We start from the raw sequence: 17,249 nt of genomic DNA, 5'->3' as shown, positions 1-17,249 counted from the left end.
AAGGAGCGATACAAAATGGGCAAGTATTTTGGAACAGATGGTGTAAGAGGTGTTGCCAACAGCGAGCTTACGCCAGAGCTGGCCTTTAAAGTGGGGCGTTTTGGCGGTTATGTCCTGACCAAAGATAAACAGCGCCCGAAAGTGCTGATCGGCCGTGATACACGCATCTCCGGACATATGCTGGAGGGAGCCCTTGTCGCCGGACTTTTATCGATCGGAGCTGAAGTGATGCGCCTCGGCGTCATTTCTACACCGGGGGTATCCTATTTAACGAAAGCCATGGATGCTGAGGCGGGCGTCATGATTTCCGCTTCTCACAATCCCGTACAGGATAACGGAATTAAATTTTTCGGAGGAGACGGCTTTAAGCTTTCTGATGAGCAGGAGGCCGAGATTGAACGTCTCATGGATGAACCGGAAGATAAGCTGCCGAGACCGACAGGCGCGGACCTCGGGCTTGTGAACGATTATTTCGAAGGTGTTCAAAAATATCTGCAATTTTTAAAGCAGACGGCAGACGAAGATTTCACGGGTATTCATGTAGCGCTTGACTGCGCCCATGGTGCGACATCTTCCATTGCGACTCACCTTTTTGCCGATCTTGATGCTGACGTGTCTACAATGGGAACGTCTCCGAACGGATTAAATATTAATGACGGCGTCGGTTCTACACATCCGGAAGCGCTGAGTGCTTTCGTCAAAGAAAAAAACGCCGACATCGGCCTTGCATTTGACGGCGACGGCGACCGCCTCATTGCCGTTGATGAAAAAGGAAACATTGTCGACGGCGATCAGATCATGTACATATGCGCAAAGTATTTGAAATCAGAGGGCCGTCTCAAAGATGATACCGTCGTATCAACCGTGATGAGCAACCTCGGTTTCTACAAAGCGCTTGAAAAAGAAGAAATCAAAAGCGTTCAAACGGCAGTCGGAGACCGCTATGTCGTAGAAGCGATGAAAAAAGACGGCTATAATGTCGGCGGAGAGCAGTCAGGGCACCTTATTTTCCTTGATTACAACACTACCGGTGACGGTCTTTTGTCCGCGATCATGCTTGTGAATACGCTGAAGGCGTCCGGCAAAACCCTTTCAGAGCTTGCGGCTGAAATGAAAAAATTCCCGCAGCTTTTAGTAAATGTGAAAGTGACGGATAAATATAAGGTGGAAGAAAACGCTAAGGTGAAGGCGGTTATTTCTGAAGTGGAAAAAGAAATGAATGGAGACGGCCGGATATTAGTGCGTCCGTCAGGCACCGAGCCGCTCGTCCGCGTGATGGCGGAAGCGAGAACAAAAGAGCTTTGTGACGAATATGTCACAAAAATCGTGGATGTCGTGCGGACAGAAATGGGAGCGGAGTAACGAAGTTTATAAACAGAGAGCGAACAAGACAAGTGCGACCAGCATAATATGATAGTAAACATGATGCCGGGGCGGCAAAAAATAATTGACCGTCCTTGGCACATGCTGTAAAATCAAGCTTGTCCGGCCTTTGTTTTTCACTTACAGGGAAGGCGGAATTGTTTGCATCTTTTATAATTACAGCGCCCGAACTAAGCGCCCGAAAAACGGCTTAGTTGACGAGGATGGAGGTTATCGAATTTTCGGCGGATGCCTCCCGGCTGATTCATTTAGATCACAGCCGTAAGGATTTCTTCAAACCGGAGGGGCGACTCTCCGAACAAAGGGAAATCACATGATCTTCCAAAAAAACATGTGGGAGGGGACGATTGAAAGTCCCCTTGTAATTCGGCTTTCTTCGTCTCCTTTTACACCTTTAGGAGGAAGAAAAAATGTGTGGAATTGTAGGTTATATCGGTCAGCTTGATGCGAAAGAGATTTTGTTAAAAGGATTAGAGAAGCTTGAGTACCGCGGCTATGACTCTGCCGGTATCGCTGTGGCGAACGAGCAGGGCGTGCATGTGTACAAAGAGAAAGGCCGCATCGCCGACCTTCGTGAAGTGGTGGATCCTGCGGTTGAATCTCAAGCGGGAATCGGCCATACACGCTGGGCGACTCACGGCGAACCAAGCTTCCTGAACGCTCACCCGCATCAAAGCGCACTTGGCCGCTTTACACTTGTTCACAACGGTGTGATCGAGAACTATGTTCAGCTGAAGCGCGAATACCTTGAAAATGTTGAACTGAAAAGCGACACGGACACTGAAGTCATCGTTCAAATGATCGAGCAATTTGTGGCGGGAGGTCTTAATACAGAAGAAGCGTTCCGAAAAACACTCACTCTGTTAAAAGGCTCTTACGCGATTGCATTATTTGACGGCGAAAACACAGACACCATTTTCGTTGCAAAAAACAAAAGCCCTCTGTTAATCGGTCTTGGAGATACGTTTAACGTCGTGGCATCTGACGCGATGGCTATGCTTCAAGTAACGAATGAATACGTTGAGCTTTTGGATAAAGAAATGGTGATCGTGACAAAAGACGAAACCGTGATTAAAAACCTTGACGGTGAAGTCATGACACGTGCGTCTTATATCGCTGAGCTTGACGCCAGTGATATCGAAAAAGGCACATACCCTCACTACATGTTAAAAGAAACGGATGAGCAGCCGCTTGTTATGCGAAAAATCATCCAAACGTATCAAGACGAAAATGGCAGACTGGCTGTGGCCGGCGATGTCGCTGACGCTGTGGCGGAAGCGGACCGCATTTATATCGTGGCTTGCGGAACGAGCTACCATGCCGGTCTTGTCGGAAAACAATATATTGAAATGTGGGCAAACGTCCCGGTTGAAGTGCATGTAGCGAGTGAATTCTCTTACAACATGCCGCTTCTGTCTAAGAAACCGCTCTTTATCTTCCTTTCTCAAAGCGGAGAAACAGCGGACAGCCGCGCCGTGCTTGTTCAAGTCAAAGCGCTGGGCCACAAAGCGCTGACAATTACAAACGTTCCGGGATCCACGCTTTCCCGTGAAGCGGATTACACATTGCTTCTGCATGCCGGCCCTGAAATCGCGGTTGCATCAACAAAAGCGTATACGGCTCAGATTGCCGTGCTTGCGATCCTTGCATCAGTTGCGGCAGAACGCAACGGCGTTGATATCGGCTTTGATTTAGTCAAAGAATTAGGTATCGCGGCAAATGCCATGGAAGCCCTCTGCGACCAGAAGGACGAAATGGAAATGATCGCGCGTGAGTACCTGACTGTTTCAAGAAACGCTTTCTTCATCGGCCGCGGCCTCGACTACTTCGTATGTGTCGAAGGCGCCCTGAAGCTGAAAGAGATTTCTTACATTCAGGCGGAAGGCTTCGCCGGCGGCGAGCTGAAGCACGGAACAATCGCCCTGATCGAAGAAGGAACACCGGTCTTCGCACTGGCGACACAAGAACACGTCAACCTGAGCATCCGCGGAAACGTGAAGGAAGTCGCAGCCCGCGGCGCCAACACTTGCATCATCTCGCTGAAAGGCTTAGAAGACGCAGACGACAGATTCATCCTGCCGGAAGTCAACCCTGCGCTTGCTCCGCTGGTTTCTGTTGTACCATTGCAGCTGATCGCTTACTACGCGGCACTGCACCGCGGCTGTGACGTTGATAAACCGCGCAACCTTGCGAAGAGTGTGACTGTGGAGTAGTTTTTAATAATGGTAGGACTGTACGTTCAGCACTGAAATAAAGTTATACCGCTTCTGAAAAGTTGCATAGTTTCACCCCTTTGGATATGATTTTCCAAAGGGGTGTTTTTAAATTCAAGAGAAAACCGAACATCTAAAATCAAATCGATTAAAGAAAGACAAGGCTTTGATAATGGTGTCAAATATAAACTAGGGAACTCGAGATGTTCCGTTAGAGCATTCAACTGATGGAGAACAAAATTACTTTCATTTGAATAATATTCAGTTTTTTTGTTGGTTTTCGAGGGCAATTTCTAATTCTCTATCAGTTAGTTTGACTACTTTTACGAGTTCACCTGATGACACAACTCTTAGAATCATAAATGTAATGAATAAGCGAATCCTCTATACTGAAATTTTATTTATGCTTCCTGAAATAATACTTAAAATTATACGCTACATAGAAGGAGAATTAATGGTAACTAGCAAAGTGAATCAACCCTTGATAAAGTAACTAAAGCAAAACAGATAACCTTAGTGGTGGAAATGGATAAGGAATACATGGATATGTAAAAATGATAAAAGTAACCGAAATCCGTAAATCTATTGACGTCAGATATTGGTGGAAGTAAAGTTGATAGAGGATCTGGAAACATATCGTTTTATCATGTTCAAGTTAAATGTGAATTAAGTGGAGGATTTAATAAAGTTCTGAAAGTATTAGAGAACAATCCTGAAGTGCAAATTATTAACGGAATACAAGGCAGATTGAAAGAGTTTTTAATAAAACACTTTGTTATTTGAGGGATGTATGACAGAGAGGAAATATGTGATTGCGGAGATATCTATTTGAAAAAGTAGCCAGCGTAATTGAAGACGAAAGTGTGTAGACAGGTCGTTATCAACTCTGATAATTTAACTTGAAAGTTAGTAAGGTGAATATTCTTTTATCAGATTATATTAAGTGAATTAATTGATAGCCATGGAACTTGGGATAAAGAATGCTTGAATTTTAATATTAAGATATGATAATAAAAATGTTGAATATAAACCTCAAGTTACGTCAAACGTTTTAATTGTAGATTTATAAGAATGGAGAGGGAAAATGCTAATTTCAAATGCATGTATCAAAGGATATAGAAACTTAAAAAATGTCGATTTGAAATTAAATAGGTTAGTAATCTTTATTGGTGAAAATAATAGTGGAAAAAGTAATTTATTAAAAGCCATTACACTACCATTTTTAAATAATGAGATAGGAAATGTTGGTAAAAATCTTGGCTGGCATGATATAAATAATGATTTGAAAAATACCTATTTTAATTTTATTAAAATAAATTTAGAAAAAATCAAGGATTCTGAGATAGATATAAAAGATTTTGTTAGTATTATTCCATTTGTATCAGTAATGGTAACTTTTGAACCAGAAGGAGCTGATGAATATTATGTTCGTAAATGGAATAATTACCTGGACGATGGCAAGCTTCTATATCAAATTGAGTATAGATATTTTGTGGAAAATCCTAAGCAGTTATTAGAGCATATAACAAAGATTTTAGCTGATAAATGTGAAGATGATGTAGATAATATGAAATTGAACTTATTACCGATAGAGATGTTTAAATATTCGATTGTGGTCCCAACAACGAATGAACAGGTAGCATTTAATGACTTAACTAGTTTTAAATATAATTCTCTAGCTGCCGAGAGGGATGATTTCTCTTATAAAAATACTAAATTAGGGTCCCAAGCATTGGTGAATCTCTTGCATAATAAGTTAGGTGATGAACAAAAAGTCAAAGTTGAAGAATCGTATGGTAAGTTTTTTGATGATTTGAAAGAGATTAGTAATTTAGAAGGCATATTTAATTGGCAAGAAATATCAGAGATTGAAAATGCTAAAGAGTTTTTCGATCAAATTAGCTTGCTACCTAATATGCCTAGTATTAACTCTTTACTAAACAATGTTCGATTAGGAATTGGAGAGGAGTATCTTTATAGTCAAGGATTAGGGTATAGAAACCTAATCTATCTACTTGTAATGATGAATTCATTAGAAGTAAATTCAGATATTGCATTAAATATTTTAACTGTAGAAGAGCCGGAAGCACACCTTTGTATAAGTAATGAAAGGCTACTTGCAAGTTTTATTAATTCAACTATAAAGTCTAGCAAACAGATGCAGTTATTTATTTCAACACATAGTTCTGAATATTTAAATAAATTAGAGCTTAATAATGTGACGATAGTAAAAGAAGGGAAAGCATTTTCTTTAACAGGTGTTGCTGGAAAGGAAGATTTAGAATATTTAGCAAAAAAACCCAATCTTGATTTTTTGAAATTTTTATTCTCTAGGAGATGTATTTTAGTCGAAGGTCCTAGTGAAGAAATGCTCATTAAATCATATTTAAGTTTCCAAAAAAACGTATTAAATGATATTGAAGTTATTTCATTACATAAAGGATTTAAAAATATGCTGGATATATGGCTGAAGGTAAACGATGGTACATCTAATAGAATAGGTATTATTAGAGATTTTGATGACCAACCAAAAGCACAACTAAGTCATGAAGAGTATAACGATAATCATAGTATTTTTGTTACTACTACTACTGAGTATACTTTGGAGCCAGAATTTGTTAAAACTAATAAAAATTTCGAGAAATTAAAGAAGTACTTTTCTGAAGAATATGGTTGGAAAGATGATGAAATAAAATCTCCGGATGCTTTATCTGATAAATGGAGAACAGCTAAAACAGATATTATGTTAAATTTCTGCCAAGATTTTGGTATGGGACATCTCAAAGATATATCGTTGCCGAAGCATATTGAAAAAGTATTAAAATTTTTACAGAGTGGTGTAAAGGAATGAAGATAGTAGTTGCTGGTGCAGGGGCAGGAAAAACCACTACAATGGCTGAAGAAGTTCTAACAAGGTATGGAGAATTAAAAGACGGAAAAATAATATATGTCATTACCTATACTAACGCTGCTAGAGATCATATAAGAAATAAAATTACTGAGCAGCATGGTAGCATTCCTACTCAAATTAAAGTTAAAACAGCGCATGCTTTTCTGCTACAAGAAATTATTTTTCCTTTTCATCATTTGTTGTATGGACAATTGTATTCAGGGGTTTCAGCAATAAATTTGCCAGATAACCATACTTATAAAACGAAAAAGTTAAAAGAATTAAGGGAGAAAAATATTATACATGTTGAAGAAGTAACAAAAATAGCTCGATATGTTGTAAATGGTAAAAGTACTGATAGAAAAGTAGTGAAGGACAGGCGACTAAAAGTTATATCTATAATAAAAAAATATCTAGATTCAATTTTTATAGATGAAGCTCAAGATATGGACGCCGATTTATCTAGGATTATTAAGACATTTTATATTAATGAATTCTATTTATATATTGTTGGGGATCCTAAACAAGATTTAAGGGGGAGAAGCGAATTAAGACAATTAATTAGCAGTTATCCTCATTTTGTGAAGTACAAAAAAGAAAATTATAGATGCCCTAGATCACTTGTAAAACTTTCAAATAAGTATGTTCCAAAAGAAGAGAGCCAAGAATATCAAAAGGAGGAAGAAGGAAGTATCCATTATTTATTCGAAAAAGATATAAACATTTCCAACTTTTTTGATAATGAAACGTTTGAATATATTTATATATATCAAAAAAATGAAAGATTTATTACTAGTGATAAAGATAGAGACACACATAAGAATTTATTAGAATATGAATTGAAATGTTTATTTAAAAAAATAGATTGTGCAGAAAATCATGTAGAAAAAAGAGCTTTTGTTTTACTTAGATGGGTTCAAAAAAATATAATTGTCAAAAATAATTGGGGAATTGTAAATGGTATAAGTGATCTGTTGTCTCTAGAGTTATCTAGTCAAGATAAAGCACGAATGATTGCAGCTCTTGATTTAAATCGAGAAATACTTTTTAAAGAAGGGATAATTGTTGATTCAATTGATAAGGTAAAAGGTTTGGAAGGGGATCGTTGTTTATTTATATTAACAACTGAGTTAGCTGAATACTTTTTTCAAAATAAAACTAAACAAAATAAAATGGCTAATTATTTATATGTTGCCTTAACAAGGGCTAAGAAAGAATTGTTTATTTTAATTACTATGGAAGTAGAAGAGCGTTATGGACGGCAATGGATTGAAAATAAATTAAAAGCTTTATTGTAAAATACACATTTTTTATACCAAATAAACTTCTATGATCATTTAAATTTTAGTTAGTGAGGAATAAAAAAAGAGTATTGTAAAAAAACTTTTGTAGCAACATTGCGAGAACTATATGCTTTCTTCTCATTAATATTGTGATGTCACATCGTACTCATAATCTATCTTCAATTTCACATTTTTCATAGTCGATTTTGCTGTTGCAAGTGTGTTGTATTTAAAATTCCAGATGCTTGAGACTGAGAGGTTATCATCCAGTGTGATACCGTAATTTCCTTGAGTGGAGCTGTTTGCGAGTGCACGGTGCCATACTTTATTTTCTTCAGACATTATGCTGTGTTTTGTGTTTCCTTGACTTGGTATTTGAGTCGCGGTGGTGCTGATTCTTTTCACTATGGCGTCTTTTGGAATGCTTGTCTGTTTGGTTAAGTCGAGCCTGAGAACGGTTGAATCCGATCCGTTCGGACTGAGGCTTGTATTTCCTTTATTTTCAGCTGTGCCGCTGAATGCGAAGGTTTCGCTTCCGGCTTTGATTCGATCGTAAATGGAGAGTGTAAAGTATATATCGTCAGTGTATGAGCCGCGGGACACTTTCACGTAGAACGTCTCGTTATTTTCTTTCGCATCTGTAATGGCATAGATAAAAGGAAGCAGCGTATCAGGGTTTATCACTTCTGTGCCTTTACTGACCAGCACTTTATTTTTATTGTAAATTTCAATGCTCATTCCCTTGTATTCACTCCTTGTTGAGCTCCTGACATAGAGTCTTTCTCCCTTATTGGCAGTGAAAGTGAAGTACGATTCTTTTTCCCTTTCCGGCAATACGGCTGTATCAATATTTTTATATTTCCAGTAGCCTACTGGATTGGCAGTTTCAAATGAGTGATTTCCTGTAATAGTGCTTACTTGAAACGCAGAGGCTGAAGCTGAAGGTGCAAACAATACGCCTGATAATACGATTGCAGTGACAAATAGAATAGATATATACTTTTTCATGGAAAAATCCCCCTTTTTACTTCATCATATATAAAAACGACCATTATGTAAACATTTGTTATTTAAGGTTAAAATCAACTGGGAAACAGCCGATAAAAACACTAGAACATCATCTCAAGCGGAGGTTAAAAACATGCGCCTAAACGCTCGTTATATAAAAAATCAAATAATGGCTCAGCAAATGCTTCAGCAAAATTCTTCTAAAACAAATGTGAAAGATGCGGCAAAAAGGCCGGACAGCTTATTGATTCAATCAGGCGGGACCCGCGATCTGAGCCAGGTGAATTATTCAAGGAGCGGTGTCACTGAGAAAGGGAGCAGCCTGTCCCGTTTATATCAATCCGCAAATCAGAAAACGATTACGGATAATGGGAATGAGACAGTAATAGCCGCTGATAATCCGTATGAGTCTGAGAGTGATATTGCAAGCAGGATTCTTGATGAGAAATACAGCCGTATCAATGAAATCAATAAACGAAAATCAGATCCTTTACGTTTTATTAAGGACAAATACCAGCGTCCCGATTCACCTTATTTCAGGAGTGATTTAACAGAATCAGAGCGTCAGGCCGCTTATCATAATGAAACGGAATGGCTGTTTAAGGGGAAAGCCCAAAGCTATGATTTCCGTGATGCTGCGTTTCGGGGTGAAACACTCAATGGAGAAATTCAAGGAGAAAACGAAAAGGTGTTTCAGAGAGGGCAGGTCAATCAGCAAATCGGCGTGCTTTTTCATCGGAATCATATTCAGATTCCGGAGGATGCGAATCTTACATTTACGATATCACCGATTGATTATCTGTTAAAAGTGAGCGGGACTGACGATCAAGAGCTCACTCAGCAGATCGAAGCCGTCTTAAACTCCGGGGAAAACAGCAAAGAGCTGTTTGCGCACATCATTCGCAGCCGGAGTGATGACTCCTCGCAGTTTACGCCGGAAGCGTATGAGAAATATCAAGTCGTTCGGGAAATGTATGAGGTGACCGGCTATCATCTGAAAGACTTGCAGACTGTGGGCGGGAAGTTCGTCACAGAAGACGGACGCGACCTTTTAGAGATTTATAAGGAAGCGCTGCAGCACGATCCTTTACTGAAACATACAGCGGCAGAAGCGGCTGCCCATTACGGACAGGCGCTTACGAAGCTGGCGAGAACGGGTTATGATGCCATTCCTGATTTGGTGCTGTCCATTGATTACAAAGACGGATCTCTGCGTGATGCCGGCCAAAGCAGGCAATACGGATCTGGGGATACGGAGTGGCTTTCTGAATGGAAACGGGAGCTGGGTGTGCGTATATAAAATGAGAAAAAAGCTGACGAATGATGCCGTCAGCTTTCTTTATGCGTTTGCTTAAAACTCCTCATACTCCGCCGGGTCTTGGCCGTTTATGCGTCCGTCCGGGCGGGTAAGCGAGTCGATAATGCTCATGTCGTTTTCATCAAGGGAGAAATCAAAAACAGAGATGTTTTCAAGCTGGCGCTCGGGCGATGCTGATTTTGGAATCGGGATGGCGCCCAGCTGGATATGCCAGCGTAAAATGACTTGAGAAATGGTTTTATCGTATTTGTCCGCAATCTGTCCGAGTTTTTGATCGTTCAATACTTCACCGGCGCGGGCTAACGGACTCCATGATTCTGTCACGATGCCCTGTTCTTCATGCCATTGCCGCTGTTGCTGCTGATTAAAGGCGGGATGCAGTTCAATTTGGTTGATGCCTGGCTTTACGCCGGTTTCACGTTCGAGCCGTTCGATATGCTCAGGCAGGAAATTGCAGACGCCGATGGAGCGGATCAGGCCCCATTTTTTCGCATCGATCAGTGCCTGCCATGCTTCTTTGTAGCGGTCTTGTTTCGGATTCGGCCAATGGACGAGATACAGGTCATAGTAATCCAGACCGGCGCGGTATAAAGATTCTTGAATGGTTTGTACAGCTTTGTCATATTCATGGTAGCGTCCCGGAAGCTTGGACGTCACGTATAGCTGCTCTCTCGGAACAGAGCTTCTCTTGATGGCTTCTCCGACCGCCCCTTCATTTTCATAGTTATAAGCGGTGTCAATCAGACGATAGCCGATATCAATGGCGCTGGTAACGGCATGAACGCCGTTGTTTCCATGAAGAGCGTATGTACCGAAGCCGATCGCGGGAATGCTTGTCCCATCCAGCAGTTTCTTTTGCGGAATTGCTGCAGTCATCTTAAATCCCTCCTTGTTTTCTACTTTACCATTCTTTTTACAAATGAAACATCAATATTGGAAGAAAATGAGATAATCTGCATATAAAAAAGCTGACGGAGAACCGCCAGCTTTAAATTTGAAACATCCATGCTACGACAGGTCCGAAGACCGACCCTAACACGGCGCAGAGCGTCATGGAGACAGAACTCATGGAGACCGTTAATTCTCCGTATTCCATTGCTTTTGAGGTGCCGAGCGCATGGGAGGCGCTCCCGAATGCAATTCCTTTCCCGAGTGAGCTGCGGATGCGGATCCACTTGAGAAGCAGCGGCCCTAAGATGACGCCGGAAAACCCTGCGATCATGACGAACACGACTGTCATGGAAGGAACACCGCCGATACCGGACGCGATCTGAATGGCGACGGGAGTCGTGATTGATTTTGGGATGATAGACAAAATCAAACTCCGGCTGATGCCGAACAGCTCTGCAAATAACAGGCCGCTGACCATTCCGGAGAATAAACCGGCCAATACGCCGCCGATAATCGGAAACATATACTTGATCAACATCCGGCGCTGCTTATAAAGCGGGTATGCCAAAGCCACCACGGCGGGGCCGAGCAGTGAATTGATCCATTGTCCGCCGACCATATACTCTTTATACGGAATATGAAAAACAAGCAGCACGGCAATAATGAAAATCGTAGTCGTCAACACAGGTATGAGAAAGGGATATGGAAAGCGTACATATAATTTCACCATGGCCAGATAGGCGGCGGCCGTGAACAAAATTATAAGGATTGCGATACATGCTTGCTGCACTTCTTTTTCTCCTTTCTCTGATTGGCTTTATGCTCTAACAGCTGGCTCGCGTACCCTGCGGCGATCATTGTGACGATGGTGCTCAGCACGACGATTAAAAACAGGGCCGCCCCGCTGGCGGAAAACAGTGACGGATAATTGATGACGCCCGTCATGGCCGGAATGAATAGCAGCGGAAGAAAAGACAGCAAAAATCCAGCTCCGTCTTCAATCATTTTGGCGGGAATGATCTTAACCGATAAACATATGATGAGCAGGATTAAACCGATGATACTGCCGGGAATGGGCAGGTGGAAGAGCTGCTGAACGGCTCCCCCGATAAAGGAAAATGCGAATAAAATAATGATTTGCAGTATGATGCGTATGATTTTCACAACGATGCTGTTCTTTGGAGAAGAGCAGCTTCCCCCTTTCTTGTTGCTTCGATAAGTTTCTTTACTTTCGGCACATATATTTGTACTATACAAATATATGTATGCAAAATCTTTCTATATGTTTTCTGAGTAAATGTGCATATGTTTGTATTATACAACTAATATTGCTGTTGTCAATGTAAGGAGTGAGGCGTTTGTCAAAACAAGATCCGATTGAATTAATTGAATATGAGCTCACCACTTTTATCAGGAGGGCTGTTTATCTTGATAACTCCGACCGCAAAATCGGACATCTGGAAAGAGCTGCGTATTTGTTATTACGGCAGCTTGATGAATTCGGGCCGGCGCGTGTGAAGGAATTGGCCGAATCCTTTAAACTGGATATATCTACGTTGTCTCGACAGGCCGCGGCCTTGGAAACGAAGGAGCTGATCCAGCGCTTCTCCGATCCTTCTGACGGGCGGGTCAGTCTGTTTGCGATTACGAAGCTTGGCAAACAGAGGCTAAAAGCTGATAAAAAGATGCGTCTTGAGCGGTATCATCGCATGCTTGACGATTGGTCCGGCGAGGAGAAAGAAATGTTCGGCAGGCTTTTGCTGCGGCTGAATGAGGCATTTATCGATTAGTGAATGATTTTTGCCGGGGTAAGCAGGATGATGGCGTATGAGAGGGAGAATGATAGAGAGTAAGGCTTTACGCCATTCTGCTTAGCAACATTTATAGAATAGGGGGTGGAACTTTTTCTCCCGGGAAATACTGTTTCTCGGAAGCTGTGGTAATTATTATCTCAATATTCTTAATTTAATAAAAATGAAAGCGCTTTATTTTGAGTCTCTCGGTCTAGGGTGCAGGGTGTTTACCTGAAAAAAACAATTGTGTTTTCCACGAAAATTTATTATGATGGAATAAGGAAATTGGAGACTATATAACAATAGGAAGATAGAATATTTCTAATATTGCGGGAAATGAAGATTGAGTTAGGTTCAACAGGTGCACCTTCTGCTTCATTATTTCACATATATCAGAGCTGTTAAGAGGAGGAAGCGAAGTGGCAAACAAGGAATTAAAGAGAGGCTTAGGCGCGCGTCATATCCAGATGATTGCGCTGGGCGGCACGATCGGTGTCGGTTTATTCATGGGGTCATCCAGCACGATTGGATGGACAGGGCCGTCTGTTCTGCTGGCTTATGCGATCTCGGGTATCTTTATCTTTTTTATCATGCGTGCGATGGGCGAAATGCTTTATGTAGAGCCGAGTACAGGGTCGTTTGCGACATTCGGCCATAAGTATATACATCCGTTAGCCGGCTATATGACGGCGTGGAGCAACTGGTTTCAATGGGTGATCGTCGGGATGTCTGAAATTATTGCCGTCGGTTCGTATATGAAATATTGGTTTCCTGATCTGCCGGCATGGATTCCCGGCCTTATCGCCATGGCCATTCTCGGTGCGGCGAATTTGATTTCGGTAAAATCTTTCGGTGAGTTTGAATTTTGGTTTGCCATGATCAAAATCGTCACCATTATTCTGATGATTGTTGCGGGTATCGGCATTATTTTCTTCGGTTTCGGCAACGGGGGTCATGCGATCGGATTATCTAATTTATGGTCGCACGGCGGTTTCTTTACAAATGGTTTTTCCGGATTTTTCTTTGCTTTGTCTTTGGTTGTTGCGGCCTATCAAGGGGTTGAGCTGATCGGAATTACGGCAGGAGAAGCGAAAGATCCGCAAAAAACGCTGCGAAGCGCGATTCAGAGCATTATCTGGCGGATTTTGATTTTCTACATCGGTGCGATTTTCGTAATCGTGACTGTGTATCCGTGGAATGAGCTTCACTCCCTCGGCAGTCCGTTTGTTTCGACATTTGCGAAAGTCGGGATTACGGCGGCGGCCGGTTTGATTAACTTTGTTGTGATTACCGCTGCGATGTCCGGCTGCAACAGCGGGATTTTCAGTGCGGGACGCATGCTTTATACATTGGGCGTGAACGGACAGGCGCCGAAATTCTTTAAGAAAGTTTCATCGAGCGGTGTGCCGATATTCGGTACGCTTGCGGTATTAATCGGCCTTGTGATCGGTGTCGTGCTGAACTACATCGCGCCTCCGAAAATATTTGTCTATGTCTACAGCGCGAGTGTGCTGCCGGGAATGATTCCGTGGTTTGTTATCTTAATCAGCCATCTCGGTTTCAGACGGGCGAAGGGCGCTGAGCTTGATCAGCACCCGTTTAAAATGCCTTTTGCGCCGTTTACCAACTATTTGACGATTGCTTTCTTAATCATGGTATTGGCCGGCATGTGGTTTAACAAAGAGACGCGGATATCTTTGGTCGTCGGGGTGATTTTTATGGCGATTGTGACGATCAGCTATTATGCGTTCGGCATCGGCAAGCGCATGTCTGATGAAGACTCGAAAATAGAAGACGCTGTATAATTCAAAAAGACACCTCTCTTAAAGGGGTGTCTTTTTCGGCTTGTCAACGAGTGGTATACTGGTTAAAAAAAGCAGAACCGGGGGAAACATCGATGAGTCACTACCGTACGTTATTATTTGATATAGACAATACGCTGCTGGATTTTACCGCTTCAGAAACCGATGCTCTTCAAAAATTGTTTCAAGGTTCAAAGCTGGAACTGACGGCAGAGGTGGAAGCCCGTTATAAAGCGTTAAATCAAGGGTTGTGGAAGGCGTTTGAAGAGGGGGACATGACCCGCGATGAAGTGGTGAATACACGGTTTGCCCTTTTGTTTAAAGAATACGGCCTCGAAGCGGACGGCGTGCTGATGAATAAGGCGTACCGCCGATACTTAGAAGAAGGACACCAGATGATAGACGGGGCTTATGAGCTGATTGAAAAGCTGAGTCCTTTATTTGATTTATACATCGTGACGAACGGTGTATCAAGATCACAATATAAGCGGCTGGGTGATTCCGGTCTTTATCCGTTTTTTAAAGATGTGTTTGTATCTGAGGATACGGGTTTTCAAAAGCCGATGAAGGAATACTTTGATTATGTATTTGCGAGAATTCCCGGTTTTGCTGCCGAGCGCGGGCTTATTATCGGCGATTCACTGAGCGCGGACATAAAAGGCGGTCAGATGGCGGGAATTGATACATGCTGGTTTAATCCCGGAAAGAAAATAAATGAGTCCGGGGTCATTCCGACGCATGAAATTCATTCGCTTGAGGAGCTGTATGATCTGCTGAACGTGGAGCGAAAAGCCGCCGCCCATCTGTAAGGAGAATACGATGAAGATTGCACATACGAAGTTACTGATCAGGGGCTTTGCGTTACTATCAATTTTTCATGCGATTCTTCAGCTTCCTCCCGGCCGGGGGGAGCTGAAGGTTTTTTTGTCTGTACTCGTGATGCTGCTGACGGCGAATGACTGTCTGCGGCCGATATATATGAAGAGACGGTCCGCCATCTATCACGGATCTTTTCTCCTGAGCAGCGTCATGGCGGGAGTTCTGCTGTACAATGTCTATTGTACGGGGACACAGGCAATAATGGTGCTTTTATTGGTGGAGGTGCTTATTACTGATAAGCAGATTTCGGCTGTTTTGTTAACGATGAACGCCGCCGCATTTGCCGCCGCTTTATACGCCTCCGGAGCGGGTGTCAGTGATATCGTGCTCCCTTACTTCATCATGTTTGCGGTGATTTATTTATACCGGAAGAATCTGCAGGAGAAGTCAAAGGTTGAATCGCTGAATCGAGAGCTGAAGACGGCCAACGCCACACTGAAGGAATACTCAGAACGCATTGAAGAACTGGCGGTTACGAAAGAAAGAACAAGAATTGCGCAGGAGCTGCATGATTCTTTAGGTCATTATCTCGCTGCTCTGAAAATGAATTTAGAATTTGCCGGGAAGACAGCCGGGCATCAGCCGGAAAAAGTAAAGCAGATCATTCATAAGGCGCATGATCTTACGAAAGAATCGATTTTAAAGCTTCGCCAGGCCGTGATGCTGCTGCAGGGCTCTTTGCCGGGGCAGGGATTTGAACAAGCGCTCCGTGACATTTTCAGCCATTTTCAAGAGGCGGGAGGGATACGCTTCGAGCTGGAGATGGACGGGGCCATAGAAGCGGCGCAGCCTGATGTGAAGCACTGTCTTTATCAAACCGTCCAGGAAACGATTACGAACGCGGTGAAGCACGGACATGCGTCATATGTTTCTGTCCGGATGAAAAAGGACCTGAACATGATATTGGCGCATATTCATAATAACGGCTCAGCGTGCAGAACGATCATAAAATCAAATGGTCTGAAAGGAATTGAAAAAAGAGCGGCCGCGCTTGGCGGAGAAGCTGTTTTCTCTTCCGGAAATGAAACGGGTTTTGACGTGAAAATAAGGATACCGTGCAAGGAGGAATGATCTAGTGAATGTCATGATCGCAGACGACCAGTCCATTGTCAGGGAGGGGCTCAAAATGATTCTGAGCCTTCACGAAGGAATTCAAGTATCGGGAGAAGCTTCTTCCGGCGAAGAAGTTCTGCAGCTGCTTCCGCAAACCGAAACCGATGTGATTTTGATGGATATCAGAATGCCCGGCATGGACGGAATCGAAGCGACAAAAGCGGTAAAAGCCAGCTATCCGTCCGTAAAAGTCATCATTCTCACAACGTTTGAGGATGATCACTATATTTTTGCCGGGCTGAAAAGCGGGGCTGACGGCTATATCTTGAAAGATGCTGATTCAGAAGAAATCATTGCCTCTCTTCAGGCCGTTTATGAAGGGAATATGATGCTGAATCCCAAGGTTACAGTTCAAGTCGTAAAAGCGCTGAATCATATCGGCATCCCGGCCGTTCAGGAGGAGCCGCAGCCAAAGCTGACGGAGATTCTCACGCCGAGAGAGCTTGATGTCGCAAAGCACATTATGGAAGGCAAAAGCAATAAACGCATTGCCGCAGACTTATTCCTGACTGAAGGCACTGTGAAAAACTATGTATCCAGAATCCTCGATAAACTCGAAGTGACAAACAGGACTGAGCTTACATTATATTTACAAAAAATGATATAACCCCGCTTCACCCCCTCTCTCTTTTCATCACCAAACATATGACGAAAGTAATACCCATATCGAGTACGA

At 42.4% G+C, this 17,249-nt stretch carries 14 protein-coding genes; 10 read left to right on the top strand and 4 right to left on the bottom strand.

What is annotated here, in order from left to right; translation table 11 throughout:
* Nucleotides 1-15 precede the first annotated feature (15 nt).
* From glmM to AUL54_RS09615, 4 genes are all read left to right on the top strand, one after another.
* Complete coding sequence (gene glmM / locus AUL54_RS09630; protein WP_016936920.1) at nt 16-1,362, top strand: phosphoglucosamine mutase; 1,347 nt, start codon at nt 16-18, stop codon at nt 1,360-1,362.
* A gap of 431 nt (nt 1,363-1,793) precedes the next feature.
* Nucleotides 1,794-3,596 carry a glutamine--fructose-6-phosphate transaminase (isomerizing) gene (gene glmS / locus AUL54_RS09625; RefSeq protein WP_060963721.1) on the top strand — a complete coding sequence of 601 codons (1,803 nt, stop codon included), beginning with the start codon at nt 1,794-1,796 and terminating at the stop codon, nt 3,594-3,596.
* A 1,084-nt stretch (nt 3,597-4,680) separates the two neighbouring features.
* Nucleotides 4,681-6,447 carry an ATP-dependent nuclease gene (locus AUL54_RS09620; protein ID WP_060963720.1) on the top strand — a complete coding sequence of 589 codons (1,767 nt, stop codon included), beginning with the start codon at nt 4,681-4,683 and terminating at the stop codon, nt 6,445-6,447.
* Nucleotides 6,444-7,784 (top strand): UvrD-helicase domain-containing protein, encoded by a 1,341-nt coding sequence (locus AUL54_RS09615; protein WP_060963719.1) that lies wholly within the window; start codon nt 6,444-6,446, stop codon nt 7,782-7,784. The genes AUL54_RS09620 and AUL54_RS09615 overlap by 4 nt, the downstream gene beginning before the upstream one ends.
* Nucleotides 7,785-7,910: 126 nt before the next feature.
* Here AUL54_RS09615 and AUL54_RS09610 read toward each other — a convergent pair whose 3' ends face one another.
* Nucleotides 7,911-8,777, bottom strand: a complete 867-nt coding sequence (locus tag AUL54_RS09610; protein WP_060963718.1) for a hypothetical protein — start codon at nt 8,775-8,777, stop codon at nt 7,911-7,913.
* A gap of 133 nt (nt 8,778-8,910) precedes the next feature.
* Between AUL54_RS09610 and AUL54_RS09605 the strand changes: the two genes are divergently transcribed.
* Complete coding sequence (locus AUL54_RS09605) at nt 8,911-10,077, top strand: DUF4885 family protein (RefSeq protein WP_060963717.1); 1,167 nt, start codon at nt 8,911-8,913, stop codon at nt 10,075-10,077.
* 51 nt (nt 10,078-10,128) lie between these two features.
* Here AUL54_RS09605 and AUL54_RS09600 read toward each other — a convergent pair whose 3' ends face one another.
* The 3 genes from AUL54_RS09600 to AUL54_RS09590 form a co-directional block, all read right to left on the bottom strand.
* Nucleotides 10,129-10,971 carry an aldo/keto reductase gene (locus AUL54_RS09600; RefSeq protein ID WP_060963716.1) on the bottom strand — a complete coding sequence of 281 codons (843 nt, stop codon included), beginning with the start codon at nt 10,969-10,971 and terminating at the stop codon, nt 10,129-10,131.
* Nucleotides 10,972-11,083: 112 nt separating this feature from the next.
* Nucleotides 11,084-11,776, bottom strand: a complete 693-nt coding sequence (locus AUL54_RS09595) for an LrgB family protein (RefSeq protein WP_016936909.1) — start codon at nt 11,774-11,776, stop codon at nt 11,084-11,086.
* Complete coding sequence (locus AUL54_RS09590; RefSeq protein WP_060963715.1) at nt 11,746-12,150, bottom strand: CidA/LrgA family holin-like protein; 405 nt, start codon at nt 12,148-12,150, stop codon at nt 11,746-11,748. Before AUL54_RS09590 ends, AUL54_RS09595 begins: the two co-directional genes overlap by 31 nt.
* 194 nt (nt 12,151-12,344) lie before the next feature.
* On the opposite strand from AUL54_RS09590, the gene AUL54_RS09585 reads away from it, so the two are divergent.
* The 5 genes from AUL54_RS09585 to AUL54_RS09565 all read left to right on the top strand — a co-directional run bounded on the left by AUL54_RS09585 (nt 12,345) and on the right by AUL54_RS09565 (nt 17,180).
* Entirely contained in the window at nt 12,345-12,776 is a 432-nt protein-coding gene (locus AUL54_RS09585; protein ID WP_016936907.1) for a MarR family winged helix-turn-helix transcriptional regulator, read from the top strand.
* A 422-nt stretch (nt 12,777-13,198) separates the two neighbouring features.
* Nucleotides 13,199-14,584: an amino acid permease gene (locus AUL54_RS09580; protein ID WP_016936906.1), complete on the top strand. Its 1,386-nt coding sequence runs from the start codon at nt 13,199-13,201 to the stop codon at nt 14,582-14,584.
* Between the two features lie 92 nt (nt 14,585-14,676).
* Nucleotides 14,677-15,390 (top strand): YjjG family noncanonical pyrimidine nucleotidase, encoded by a 714-nt coding sequence (locus tag AUL54_RS09575; RefSeq protein WP_060963714.1) that lies wholly within the window; start codon nt 14,677-14,679, stop codon nt 15,388-15,390.
* A gap of 10 nt (nt 15,391-15,400) precedes the next feature.
* The gene (locus AUL54_RS09570) at nt 15,401-16,531 is read left to right on the top strand and encodes a sensor histidine kinase (RefSeq protein ID WP_060963713.1); all 1,131 of its coding nucleotides are present in this window, start codon (nt 15,401-15,403) and stop codon (nt 16,529-16,531) included.
* Between the two features lie 4 nt (nt 16,532-16,535).
* On the top strand, nt 16,536-17,180 hold the full coding sequence (locus AUL54_RS09565) for a response regulator transcription factor (RefSeq protein WP_060963712.1): 645 nt from the start codon (nt 16,536-16,538) through the stop codon (nt 17,178-17,180).
* The last annotated feature ends 69 nt before the right edge of the window (nt 17,181-17,249 follow it).

The organism is Bacillus sp. SDLI1 (genome assembly GCF_001553895.1).
Lineage (GTDB): Bacteria > Bacillota > Bacilli > Bacillales > Bacillaceae > Bacillus > Bacillus siamensis.
This window is presented reverse-complemented; position numbering and strand designations above follow the sequence as displayed.